The organism is Paraburkholderia elongata, assembly GCF_013177735.1.
GTDB lineage: Bacteria > Pseudomonadota > Gammaproteobacteria > Burkholderiales > Burkholderiaceae > Paraburkholderia > Paraburkholderia elongata.
This window is the reverse complement of sequence record NZ_WOEZ01000191.1, coordinates 46,879-58,290: the sequence shown is the minus strand read 5'-3', so window position 1 is coordinate 58,290 and position 11,412 is coordinate 46,879. Positions and strand designations below refer to the sequence as shown.

At 59.6% G+C, this 11,412-nt stretch carries 11 protein-coding genes; 7 read left to right on the top strand and 4 right to left on the bottom strand.

The window, feature by feature from the left end; genetic code table 11:
* The first annotated feature begins 1,483 nt into the window (after positions 1–1,483).
* Positions 1,484–2,689 carry a DNA-binding protein gene (locus GNZ13_RS33685; RefSeq protein ID WP_172172608.1) on the top strand — a complete coding sequence of 402 codons (1,206 nt, stop codon included), beginning with the start codon at positions 1,484–1,486 and terminating at the stop codon, positions 2,687–2,689.
* Positions 2,690–2,777: 88 nt separating this feature from the next.
* On the opposite strand, the gene GNZ13_RS33680 is transcribed toward GNZ13_RS33685, so the two are convergent.
* The 3 genes from GNZ13_RS33680 to GNZ13_RS33670 all read right to left on the bottom strand — a co-directional run bounded on the left by GNZ13_RS33680 (position 2,778) and on the right by GNZ13_RS33670 (position 5,059).
* On the bottom strand, positions 2,778–3,845 hold the full coding sequence (locus tag GNZ13_RS33680; RefSeq protein ID WP_172172606.1) for a tyrosine-type recombinase/integrase: 1,068 nt from the start codon (positions 3,843–3,845) through the stop codon (positions 2,778–2,780).
* A gap of 63 nt (positions 3,846–3,908) precedes the next feature.
* Positions 3,909–4,307: a DUF2471 family protein gene (locus GNZ13_RS33675; RefSeq protein ID WP_115779261.1), complete on the bottom strand. Its 399-nt coding sequence runs from the start codon at positions 4,305–4,307 to the stop codon at positions 3,909–3,911.
* Between the two features lie 125 nt (positions 4,308–4,432).
* Positions 4,433–5,059: a helix-turn-helix domain-containing protein gene (locus GNZ13_RS33670; RefSeq protein ID WP_172172604.1), complete on the bottom strand. Its 627-nt coding sequence runs from the start codon at positions 5,057–5,059 to the stop codon at positions 4,433–4,435.
* 164 nt (positions 5,060–5,223) lie between these two features.
* On the opposite strand from GNZ13_RS33670, the gene GNZ13_RS33665 reads away from it, so the two are divergent.
* Positions 5,224–6,423, top strand: coding sequence for a glycine C-acetyltransferase (locus tag GNZ13_RS33665; RefSeq protein WP_172172602.1), 1,200 nt, complete (start codon positions 5,224–5,226; stop codon positions 6,421–6,423).
* Positions 6,424–6,436: 13 nt separating this feature from the next.
* Positions 6,437–7,468 (top strand): L-threonine 3-dehydrogenase, encoded by a 1,032-nt coding sequence (gene tdh, locus GNZ13_RS33660; protein WP_172172600.1) that lies wholly within the window; start codon positions 6,437–6,439, stop codon positions 7,466–7,468.
* Between the two features lie 98 nt (positions 7,469–7,566).
* On the opposite strand, the gene GNZ13_RS33655 is transcribed toward tdh, so the two are convergent.
* A complete protein-coding gene (locus GNZ13_RS33655; RefSeq protein ID WP_172172598.1) occupies positions 7,567–8,220 on the bottom strand; it encodes a YceI family protein in 654 nt (217 codons plus the stop codon).
* Positions 8,221–8,329: 109 nt separating this feature from the next.
* Between GNZ13_RS33655 and GNZ13_RS33650 the strand changes: the two genes are divergently transcribed.
* The 4 genes from GNZ13_RS33650 (at position 8,330) to GNZ13_RS33635 (ending at position 10,887) form a co-directional block, all read left to right on the top strand.
* The gene (locus GNZ13_RS33650) at positions 8,330–9,031 is read left to right on the top strand and encodes a TetR/AcrR family transcriptional regulator (RefSeq protein WP_172172596.1); all 702 of its coding nucleotides are present in this window, start codon (positions 8,330–8,332) and stop codon (positions 9,029–9,031) included.
* Between the two features lie 13 nt (positions 9,032–9,044).
* Positions 9,045–9,524 carry a nuclear transport factor 2 family protein gene (locus GNZ13_RS33645; protein ID WP_172172594.1) on the top strand — a complete coding sequence of 160 codons (480 nt, stop codon included), beginning with the start codon at positions 9,045–9,047 and terminating at the stop codon, positions 9,522–9,524.
* Positions 9,525–9,747: 223 nt separating this feature from the next.
* Positions 9,748–10,266 carry a hypothetical protein gene (locus GNZ13_RS33640; protein ID WP_172172592.1) on the top strand — a complete coding sequence of 173 codons (519 nt, stop codon included), beginning with the start codon at positions 9,748–9,750 and terminating at the stop codon, positions 10,264–10,266.
* 372 nt (positions 10,267–10,638) lie between these two features.
* Positions 10,639–10,887, top strand: coding sequence for a hypothetical protein (locus GNZ13_RS33635; protein WP_172172590.1), 249 nt, complete (start codon positions 10,639–10,641; stop codon positions 10,885–10,887).
* The last annotated feature ends 525 nt before the right edge of the window (positions 10,888–11,412 follow it).

Sequence of the window (11,412 nt, the reverse complement as noted above, 5' to 3'; positions counted from 1 at the left end):
GATACGCACGGCAATCGCTACATGTCCAGTTGAATAGAGGCTGCCGAACCCGGCAGACAAACACCTCATTAGCGAAAGACTGAGATCCGAGTCGCGACAAACTCCCCCGAAAAAGCTCACCTTAACTCCTGCTGAGCGCTCGGAACGACGCGGCCTCCGGACCTGGAGACCTGAAAAAACACCGATAAATACTCCCGAAAAGCCTCACCAATGAGCTGGGAAGAGGCCTGCGCGGGTCACGGAAAAGCCCCCCCGAAAAACCTCACCTTTGCGCAGCGCACAAAAATTATTCAATGATTTCATTGACTTATAGAGTCACTGTTAACCCAGCTATGGGTACCTGCTCCCGTATATCCTCACCTTAAGCAGCTTTTCAGTGAAATCTGCCGTTTCCAGTCGCAACCCGAAGGGCCCCGAAAAACCTCACCTTAGGAATTCAGCAACCGCAAAATCGGAACGGCTCTGACAGCGTCCGTAGGGCTTTTCCGGCCCATCGCAGCGATTTTGGTCCTGTATTTCCTCACCTTAGCGATCGCAAGCGTCCAAAAAGACTCCCGAAAAACCTCACCTCTGGCCCAAAACAGGCAATTTGACGAGCCGGCCATCGCCTCGATCCACGCCTCCCGAATTCGCTCACCTTTCCTCAAGGGTGACTGACGACCCCGTCGACGCAGCGGACAGAATTTCGGTCGAAATCCCGTTCAGCTCCCGCAAACGCTCACCTTAAGCGCCAAAATGCACAAAATTGAGGCAAAAATGGCGACTCGGCCCCGGAAAGTCTCACCTTCGGTTCGCGTTTTCTCCTGTCTTGACTCACCAATGGGGTTTACGAGACCAAAATAAGGTCAAAAATTGGGGTCCACGGCGGTCCCGAAAGCGCTCACCTTCAGGCCGGCCGCGCTCTGAACCGACTTTTAAGTGCTGCCGGGCGATCCGGGGCGCTCAGGTCCTGCAAAATCTCACCTTTAGCCAAACCGCGCTTTTGGGGCGGCTCCTGAACCCGCTCACGTTCTGTCCCGGACCCGCTCACCGAGGCTCCCGAACCTCATCACTCGACACTCCCGCAAGACCTCACCACCTCTCCCGCAAAGCTTCACCTTACCGGGCTGGAACCCCTGCCTGGTAAGGGTTTGCCATGGCGTTAACGTTTTTAACATGGGTTCAAAGGTGTTTACTTTTATTACTCTCTAGAATTTCCCCGCGCGTCCTTCGGACAAGACCTCCCCACCCCCCCAGCTACCATGACGCGTTCGTGAAACAGTGCGCGATCAGAAAGAAACTGATGAAAGCGCTTTATTTACAAAGGCTTATTGGCTAGTCTTCGATTTGTTTCACGGAAAAATTCAGCTTCCCCCAATCTCTGAACCTACCGGCCGCCCCAAAACACGCCAACTAGCCAAATAGCACTCGCCACAAACAAATACGTAGCAAATAATACGTAAATTGTTATGATTCATCCAATTCGAGCGACATCGAGGTAGATATGAATCTGGACCAAGAACGGCAAGCCATCCGTGACGAGCTTGAATCGTTGAGGGCTGGCGGGGCACGGCGGCAAGAACTGTCACTTCACGCCTGCAAGCGACTCTTTTTCGATTTGGGGATTCGCCCGTCGATGGCGGCCGTTCGCGACCTGACCCAAACTGGCAGCGCAAGCGACATTCCGAAAGACATCGACCATTTCTGGGAACGCATCAGAACGGTGTCGCGTGTCAAAGTCGGTGCCGGTGCTATCCCGAAAGTACTGGAAGATCGCGCCGGAGAACTATTGGGCGCACTCTTTGAAGAAGCCGTTGTCCATGCCCGCTCGACCCTTGACAGCGAGCGCGAGGAAATTCGGGCCCAGGTCACCGCAGCCGACCAACGCGCACGAGAAGCGGAAATTCGCTGCGACGTTTCAGAAGAGGCGATCAAGCGCAGCGAACTGAGAGCTGAAGCTGCGTGGGAGCGCGTCCGCGCACTCGAGACTGAGCTATCCAGCACCACGACACATGGGACCGCTCACCAGGAAGGCTTGCAGGCAACGGTGCGCCGGCTCGACGGTGAAAACGAAACGCTGCGTCAACGCCTCGAAACCGAACAGGCGACCAACGCGGCGCTGCGCGACCGGATCGATGCACTGCATGTCGAATTGCGCCAAAGCACCGAACACTATGCGCAACAGATCAAGGACGCCGTTGCCGAAGCCGAGCGGCGTGTGAAGCCGATGCTGGTCGAACTCGATTCATTACGCAGCATGGCCGCCACCTATCAGTCGGGGGTGCGTGACGCAAGCCGCAAGGAATTCGAGTTTATCCAGCAGATTGCCGCGGCCAAGGCGCGCGGCGACCGGCTCGACGCGCAACTGCGCGAGCAATCGGACGAAGTGGATGTTTTGACGAAAGAAGTTGCCATGCTGCGCGGCCAACAGGGAATCGACGCGGCGATCGCGAGCCTGCTGTGTTCGCTGGTCGAAGCAGGCAGGCTCACGACCGACGAGTTGACCGTGATCGGCACCGCAGCGGACGGCCATGTCACGCTACCGCTGCGCTGCCCAAAATGTAAGGAAGGTGAGCCCGAGCTATCGCAAGTGAATCACCGCTTCGAACTGCAGTGTCCTGAGTGCGATCACTCGTCAGGGCCCGGTGAATCAAGGCTGGAGGCGGTCAGCCGGTTTTTATCGCGCGCTTCGATTGCGGCGTCGACATGACCGCTCGGCGCGGACGTCATAGCCGCTAAATCGCCAAAGGTGAGGAAATTCGGGACCCCAAGGGTGAGTATTTTCAGGGCTCATCCGATCACCCTTTTCTCGTCAAACGCCCGTCACGCCTAGGCGCGGGCAATGGCGCGGCAGCTGGATCCGGTTCATTGACGACCGGCAAATCCTGCTGATCCATCCACCTTTGCCACGCCCGATACAACCGGTTGGCGGACACTGCCTGTACAAATCCCAGCCATTGCCCGACCAGTTCTGCCTCAACCCCGCTCTCGAACAGGTCCGCCGCGAAGGTGTTGCGTAAAGTTTGCGGACTGGCGCGTGAGGCTCGCGACGCGGCAATTCCGGCCGCGTCGATCAACGCGTCGACTGCGCGCAGCATTGTGGCCTTGTGCATTGGCCGCCCTGAAGGCGAAGCGGGAAAGACCAGATTGCCGGCCAGTTCGGAGAGGCGCCGTTCGGCAAGCCACGCGTCGAGAATCGCGGCCGCGAAAGGCGCGAGCCGGGTACGCCGCGTCAGCATCGGATTCGCGGACTCGATCGTGACCCAGGGTGAGCCGACGTTCACGCAACTAACCGTAAGCGTCGCGGCCTCGCTGGTCTTAAGTCCGCCACCGAGAAACACCGCAATCAATGCACGATCGCGTCGCTCTCTCCGGCGCTGCGCTACGGACAAGGCCGGCAAGGGCGAAAACAGATGGGCAATGAGCGCGGTTCGTTCGGCATGGTTGAGAAAACCGGTCGGCTCGTTATCGCGTGCATTTCGCCATGCTGCTTCGCCATCCTGAGCAATGAAGCGTGCAGGATTGGTCGACGCGGATTCGATTTCGCGCACGTGGTCCAGCACCCGTTCAATGAGTCGCAAATACCTCACGCGTTGCGGTTTTCGAATCGCAAGCCCGCCCACGAATTCAGCGATGGTTTGCGTATCGACCGTGACCAGACTCTTTTGACGAACCGCAAGCCAGTCGAGGAAAAGCCCCCACTGCGCTTGATAGACTTCAGCGGAAGAACGCCTGAAATGCTGCTTGGCAAGCCATGCGTCGAACGCAATTTGCGGATCGCGACGCCAGTCTTCGCGCTCCCGATCGAAGAGATCGGTTGACGGTGCAGGGCGCGGGACCGGGTCGGACAGATGAGGAGGTGACATACGCTATCTTTCCGTTAGTTGCGCATATTGTAGGTGGCAACCGATGAAAGTACAGCGCCTAAGTCAGTCGCCCCACGCCCGCGCGTGCTTTAGCGGAGCACCTTTAGACGCAGGTTGCGCGGCGCGGCGTGCCGCCTCTTCATAGGCCGAGACGGCAAACGCAAACACCGCCGGCAACGCGGTGGATGTGCCGAAGTCCACCGCCTCGTCCGTTTCCGGATAAGGCAACTCGGACGGCCGCTGGAACAGCCCGAGCATGATCGCGTCGTGCCGGCTGGCAAACCCGAGATCGGCCAACGCTTCGGCTTCGATTGCATGGAGCAGGCGCCATGAGAGCGGTACCTGCTGGACGATGTAGCGCGCGGCGATGTTGCGCACGATGTGTTCAAGATCGCGCGCCGCGGTTTGATAGCGCAGCGCGGCCAGAGCATGCTCGGCTTGTTCGGTGGTCAGGTCGTTCATTATCGGCTCCAGTCGATACCCTGTACTGTACAAATATACAGTGTCTCGCGCAACCTTAGCCGAACGGCCAATTCAGCTCGTTTCCGCCCGAGTCAACCAATAATCAGCAACGGTGCGCCCGCCCCTCAGCCGTGAATCACCACCAGCAGCGCCTTCGCCTCGCCCTTGCCGGCGTTGCGGATCGCGTGCGTCTCGTCGGCGACGTAGCGCGCTGTGTCCGCGGCCTTGAGCCGCTTCGTCGTGCCGGCCGCCTCGATCTCGATCGATCCCTGCAACACGGTCAGATGCTCACGCGTGCCGGGCTCGTGCGCGTTCGACACCAGCGCCCCGCCTGGCTGCAGCGTCAGTTCGTACCACTCGAACTTGCCGGCCAACTCGATCGGCCCCCAGACACGTAACTGATACTTGGCCTCGTGCCCGCTCAAAGTCGGGATGTCGTGCGGACCGGAGACGGCGATCGCCTCCGGCGCCTTTTGCGGCGCGAACAGCGAATCGAGACTGACGCCGAGCGCGTTCGTCAGACGCCAGGCGACGGCGATCGTCGGATTGGCCTTGTCGCGTTCGATTTCCGAGAGCATCGATTTCGACACGCCGGCCGCACGCGACAGGTCGTCGAGCGTCATGCGCCGTTCGGCGCGTAGACGCTGAATCTGTTCGCCGACACGAGGCGGCGCCGCGATCGCCGGAACCGGGCTCGCGCCGGAAGTAGGTGCCGCGTTGGCTGCTGCGCGGCGAATTCCCGAACTTGCCATTTACTGACCTATCGTTTAGAGTTGTTCGGCATACCGGATTTTAGTTCGGAAAAACGAAAATATCCGATAAAACTGACAGCCGACTATAACAGCCCGCCTTGACGTCGAAAATGCCGCAGATGCCGGACATGTCGGGGCGCATCACCCTTTCAGGAGTCTGGTTCATGCGTGACCTTTACCTCGCCTATCTGCGCGGCACTCTCGAGCAGATTCGCGCTGACGGTTTTTACAAGAACGAGCGCGTGATCGCCAGCCCGCAGTCGGCTGATGTGCGTCTCGCGAACGGCACGGAAGTGCTGAATTTCTGCGCGAATAACTATCTCGGTCTGGCTAACGACGAACGGCTGATCGAGGCCGCAAAGCTTGGCCTGGATAACGACGGCTTCGGCATGGCGTCGGTGCGTTTCATTTGCGGCACGCAAACCGTGCACAAAGACCTCGAAAAAGCGCTGGCCGCATTCCTGCAAACCGACGACTGCATCCTCTATTCCAGCTGTTTCGATGCGAACGGCGGTCTGTTCGAAACCCTGCTCGACGAAAACGACGCCATCATCAGCGACGAGTTGAACCACGCGAGCATCATCGACGGTGTGCGGCTTTCGAAGGCGAAGCGCTTTCGCTACAAGAACAATGACCTCGCCGATCTCGAAGCCAGGTTGAAAGAAGCCGATGCCACCGGCGCGCGCTTCAAGCTGATCGCCACCGACGGCGTGTTTTCGATGGACGGCATCATCGCCAACCTCGCCGGCATTTGCGATCTGGCCGACCGCTACGGTGCACTGGTGATGGTCGACGATTCGCACGCTGTCGGTTTCGTCGGCGAACATGGGCGCGGCACGCCGGAACATTGCGGTGTGCTGTCGCGCGTCGACATCATTACCGGCACGCTCGGCAAAGCACTGGGCGGCGCATCGGGCGGCTACGTCGCCGCGCGCCAGGAAGTGGTCGATCTGCTGCGTCAACGCTCACGTCCCTATCTGTTCTCGAACACGCTGACGCCGAGCATTGCTGCCGCCTCGCTGAAAGTACTCGAATTGCTCGCCAGCGACGAAGGCGCGCAACTGCGCGCGCGCGTGCGCGAAAACGGCGCGCATTTCCGCCGCGCGATGAGCGCGCTCGGCTTCACGCTCGTGCCCGGCGAACACCCGATCATTCCGGTCATGCTGGGTGACGCGCAACTCGCATCGAATATGGCCGACGCGTTGTTGAAGGAAGGCGTGTACGTGATCGGCTTCTCGTTCCCCGTGGTGCCCAAAGGCCGTGCGCGCATCCGCACGCAAATGAGCGCCGCACATACGCCGGAACAAATCGATCGAGCCGTCGACGCATTCGCGCGCGTCGGCCGTCAACTCGGCATCATCTGAAGCGGAGGCGCACATGAAAGCATTGGCAAAACTCGAACGCGCACCGGGCCTCACGCTGACGGATGTGAAGAAGCCCGAAGTCGGCCACAACGACGTGATGATCCGCATCACGCGCACCGCGATCTGCGGCACCGATATCCACATCTGGAAATGGGACGACTGGGCGCAAAAGACGATTCCGGTACCGATGCATGTCGGCCACGAATACGTCGGTGAAATCGTCGAAATGGGCCAGGAAGTGCGCGGCTTTGCGATCGGCGATCGCGTGTCGGGCGAAGGGCATATCACGTGCGGCTTCTGTCGCAACTGTCGTGCAGGACGCCGGCATCTGTGCCGCAATACGGTGGGCGTCGGCGTGAATCGTGAAGGCGCATTCGCCGAATACCTCGTGATTCCCGCGTTCAACGCGTTCAAGATTCCGCCTGAAATCTCCGACGATCTCGCCGCGATCTTCGATCCGTTCGGCAACGCCACGCATACGGCGCTGTCGTTCAACCTGGTCGGCGAAGACGTGCTGATTACCGGCGCTGGGCCGATCGGCATCATGGCGGTGGCGATTGCGAAACACGTCGGCGCACGCAATGTGGTGATCACCGACGTCAACGACTATCGCCTCGAACTCGCGCGCAAGATGGGCGCGACGCGTGCGGTGAACGTCTCGCGTGAATCGTTGCGCGACGTGATGGCGGATTTGCACATGGCCGAAGGTTTCGACGTCGGGCTGGAAATGTCAGGTGTGCCGAGCGCTTTCACCAGCATGCTCGAAGCGATGAACCACGGTGGCAAGATTGCGCTGCTCGGCATTCCGCCCGCGCAGACCGCGATCGACTGGACCCAGGTCATTTTCAAAGGCCTCGAAATCAAGGGCATTTATGGCCGCGAGATGTTCGAGACCTGGTACAAGATGGTCGCGATGCTGCAAAGCGGTTTGGACCTGTCGCCGATCCTCACGCATCATTTCAAGGTCGATGAATATCAGGAAGCGTTCGCCACGATGCTCTCAGGTGAGAGCGGCAAGGTGATTCTCGACTGGACTGCTGCGTGAGCTGACAAACGGCACACTCAGGCGTAGCCGCTGAAACGAAACGCCTGGAACAAAGCGCCTGGAACAAAAACGCCTGAAACGAAACGCCCGCACCGCGCTCACCTGCCTGCGGGCGTTTTAACAAACTCGGCCTGAACGCGCACATGAATATCATCGCCGACGGCCGGGTACCACGTCGCCAAACCGAACTTCGCGCGGCTGAAATGACCGTCCGCAGAAAAGCCGAGCGTGTCCTTTTTCGTGAGCGGATCGGGCGCGAAACCGTTGAAAGTCACGTCTAGCGTCACGGGTTGCGTGACACCGTGAATGGTCAGATTGCCGCTCAACGTGCCACGTGATTCGCCGGTGCGCTCAAAGCGCGTGCTGGCGAAGCGCACCTCCGGATAGCGCGACACGTCGAGCATGCTCGCGCTTTTCACCATCTTGTCGAGTAGCGACACATTCGTATCGATGCTCGCGGCGTCGATCGTGATCGTTGCGCTACTCTTGTCCAGACCTCCTTCGTTCCAGTCGAGCTGCCCCTGCTTGCGGTCGAAGCGCATGGTAAAGCGCGAATACTTGAAGTGATCGATGTCGAAGGTAATGCTGCAATGGTCCGGATCGAGGTCGTAGCGTCCGGCCGGCACGCGCGCTTCGTTCTGGCTGACCGTATGGGTGAGCACTTGCAGAGGCGTACAGGCCATCATTGCCGTCAGCAGCGTTGCGCTGAGCAGCGCACGTACAAACGTTGCGCGGATAGTAGAGCGACTCATGAGATTCGTTCCAGTTGATCGATCGTCATCACGATAGCAGTAAGCGTACCCTTCCCGCCGAAGCGCATAAAAACTTGACGAAGGAGAATGATCGTTCTACCCTTTGCACATGGCTACTCAAAACCCAATTGAATCGGCTGCGTCCGGCAGCGCGCGTGAAAGGCTGCTCGACGCTGCGGAAGCGTTGATCTACGCCGGCGGCATCCACGCCACAGGCGTCGATGCGATCGTCAAGCAGTCCGACACCGCGCGCAAGAGCTTTTACACGCACTTCGAATCGAAAGACGCGCTTGTCGCCGCCGCGCTGGAGCGGCGCGATGAACGCTGGATGAACTGGTTTATCGCGGGCACGCTGCAGCATGGCAAGACTGTACGCAAGCACCTGCTCGGCATGTTCGATGTGCTGCGCGAATGGTTTGCATCGGAGGATTTTCATGGTTGCGCGTTTTTGAACGCCGCCGGCGAAATCGCCTCCGCGGATGATCCGATCCGGATCGTCGCGCGTAAACACAAGGAACGCCTGCTCGCGTTCGTGCGAACCCAGTGGGATGAATACGCGGCCGAATCGGGTATGGACGCCCGCCGCGCCGGGCGCTTGTCGCGCCAATGGTTGATCTTGCTCGACGGTGCCATCGCCGTGGCGCTGGTGAGCGGCGAGGCCGACGCCGCGCTCGACGCGCGAGCCGCAGCGGAAGCCTTGCTCGATACCGAGTCGGCAAGCGAATCGGACCCACGCGCAGGTCAACCAGCGAGCAAGTCGCGAGGCAAAACCCCAAGCAAACGACCGCCATCCCGGCGCACCGCAACCTGACTGAGGAACCACCATGGCCGATTCGATCGAAACCCGCCCGCCACTACCGCCGTTCACACGCGAAACCGCGATCCAGAAAGTGCGCGCCGCGGAAGACGGCTGGAATACCCGCGACCCCGAGCGCGTGTCGCTCGCGTACACACCAGATAGCGTCTGGCGCAACCGCGCCGAGTTCACGCATGGACGGGCGGAGATCGTCGGACTGTTGCGCCGCAAATGGGCAAAGGAACTCGACTACCGCCTGATCAAGGAACTATGGGCATACACGGATAACCGCATCGCCGTGCGCTTTGCCTACGAGTGGCACGACGACTCGAACAACTGGTTCCGTTCATACGGCAACGAGAATTGGGAGTTCGATGAGCACGGGTTGATGGCGCGCCGTCATGCCAGCATCAACGATTTGCCGATCCGCGAGGCCGACCGTCTTTATCATTGGCCGCTCGGCCGCCGCCCCGACGATCATCCGGGCCTCTCCGATCTCGGCCTCTAGACGTTTCCCAGACATTGAAGCTGGACACCTGCCGGGTGTTCACCGCTCTGCCATCGGTTCTCCGTTATGGTTGCATCTGCGCCGCGGGGCACGTCCTGTGCCCGCGCGCCCGAGCGTGTCCTCCACATCGCCGGTGCGGGTTGAGGTACAGTGCGCGACGGACGACATGCAGGAATACCTGGAACATAGATGACACCGGCGCTCGACCGGTGACGGAGAGCACATGCATTTTCGGCAGATCAAGAAGAACATCCGGCGTACCGCCGTGGCGCTGGCCGCGAGCCTGGCCGCGGCGTCCGCTGCGCATGCGGGCAACTGGTGCGAGGGCGGCGTATGGGTCGACGCAATGCTCGGCTCGTATCACATCAACCCCGACCCCAACACCCATTTTGAGCAGTTCAATCCTGGCCTTGGCGTCGAATGCTGGCTCAACAATCAATGGGCACTGACTGCCGGCGGTTTTCGCAACTCACTGCGGCGGCCTTCGTACTATGGCGGCGGTGTCTGGGCGCCCGAGTTCGCGCACTGGGGCATCGTGCGGATCGCGGCGATGGGCGGGATTATCTCGGGCTATAACTATGGAAACTGGGGTCTGGGTCGCGACCACACGATCGGGCCAGTGGTCGCGCCGATCGTGATGGTTGACTACAAGCGCGTCGGGGCTAACTTCATTGTGATTCCGCCGATCCCCTCGGACCATCTTCCGTTCACGATCGGGTTTCAGGTAAAGGTGAAGTTCTAATCTGGCGTAATAAGCCCCGGGCCTGGCGTAAAAAGACGCTTGCGAGTGCGTGGATGGACGCACGCAAATATTCGCTATCGCTTAAGCATCTCACGCCCTATAACTCGTATTTGCAGGGCGATTATTCCGTGCCGATGGGTTCACGAAATCCGTTGACACTGCCAGTTTGCACGCCATCTTGCGCCCCAGGACCTCGGCTCGGCGCACTGCTCCCCGTATTTTCATAACCACCTAAAACTTTGGCCTCGGGCAAATCGCCTGCGACCCGAAGAGCGTTCGCGCGCCCGAAAATCCCCTATCCATGCCGACGTCCGGGCCCGCGGATAACGAATCACACCAGTGAATAACGCACCCTTAATTAAGGAGCTAAAAATGAAATCACACCTGATGGTGGCTTCTGCCGCCGGATTGCTTGTCATGGCAGGGATCGCGCATTCGCAAAGCATGCCGGAAACTCAACAACCCGCTCCACAGGAAAACACAGCGACTCAGGCTGCGCCTTCCAACACGGCGACGCAGGGATACGGCGGCATGCCCGACACGAAAGCGCAGAGCGGCGGGAAACATATCAAGCCCTGCAACATCGACCCGCAATGCAATATCTTCTTCGGCGGGAGCTAAAGACAAACTGATGTCGCGCGGGACAAAAACGGCAAACCAAACGGGCTCGCGCCGGGAGGCGTGACTGACGGTCTGCCATCCTGCGCGGCCATCCATTCAAAGGTGAGTAGTTCCAGGATGGTGAGGAATTCCAGGAGATGGCGTCGTCGTGATCAAAGGTGAGGACCGCCAGGAAATATCGTTAACACAGCCAAAGGTGAGGAATTCCAGGAGACGCCGCCACCTCAACGAAAGGTGAGTTGTTCCAGGGGGCATGGCATCACGTCGGGAAGAGGTGAGCCGTTCCAGGAGGTGCCGCCATATCAGCGAAAGGTGAGCCGTCCCAGGAGCCGAACTGCACCGTGGAAGTAAGCCAAGACGCGCCAAGGTGAGGAGTTCCAGGAGATCGCTCGCAAAAGGTGAGCGATTCCAGGAGGTGAGCAATCGCCATGTTGAACACGCACCTGTAATAAGGTGAGGATTTCCAGGGAGTGCTCCCCATGGCCCGGTTAGAAGGGAAGCTGAAAAACGCATAGGTGAGAATAT

What these genes read in the sequence shown, in the direction of transcription:
- GNZ13_RS33685 (WP_172172608.1), top strand. Translation starts at nt 1,484, where the DNA reads ATGAATCTGGACCAAGAACGGCAAGCCATCCGTGACGAGCTTGAATCG.
- GNZ13_RS33635 (WP_172172590.1), top strand. Translation starts at nt 10,639, where the DNA reads ATGAAATCACACCTGATGGTGGCTTCTGCCGCCGGATTGCTTGTCATG.
- GNZ13_RS33645 (WP_172172594.1), top strand. Translation starts at nt 9,045, where the DNA reads ATGGCCGATTCGATCGAAACCCGCCCGCCACTACCGCCGTTCACACGC.
- tdh (WP_172172600.1), top strand. Translation starts at nt 6,437, where the DNA reads ATGAAAGCATTGGCAAAACTCGAACGCGCACCGGGCCTCACGCTGACG.
- GNZ13_RS33650 (WP_172172596.1), top strand. Translation starts at nt 8,330, where the DNA reads ATGGCTACTCAAAACCCAATTGAATCGGCTGCGTCCGGCAGCGCGCGT.
- GNZ13_RS33680 (WP_172172606.1), bottom strand. Translation starts at nt 3,845, where the DNA reads ATGTCACCTCCTCATCTGTCCGACCCGGTCCCGCGCCCTGCACCGTCA.
- GNZ13_RS33675 (WP_115779261.1), bottom strand. Translation starts at nt 4,307, where the DNA reads ATGAACGACCTGACCACCGAACAAGCCGAGCATGCTCTGGCCGCGCTG.
- GNZ13_RS33655 (WP_172172598.1), bottom strand. Translation starts at nt 8,220, where the DNA reads ATGAGTCGCTCTACTATCCGCGCAACGTTTGTACGTGCGCTGCTCAGC.
- GNZ13_RS33670 (WP_172172604.1), bottom strand. Translation starts at nt 5,059, where the DNA reads ATGGCAAGTTCGGGAATTCGCCGCGCAGCAGCCAACGCGGCACCTACT.
- GNZ13_RS33640 (WP_172172592.1), top strand. Translation starts at nt 9,748, where the DNA reads ATGCATTTTCGGCAGATCAAGAAGAACATCCGGCGTACCGCCGTGGCG.
- GNZ13_RS33665 (WP_172172602.1), top strand. Translation starts at nt 5,224, where the DNA reads ATGCGTGACCTTTACCTCGCCTATCTGCGCGGCACTCTCGAGCAGATT.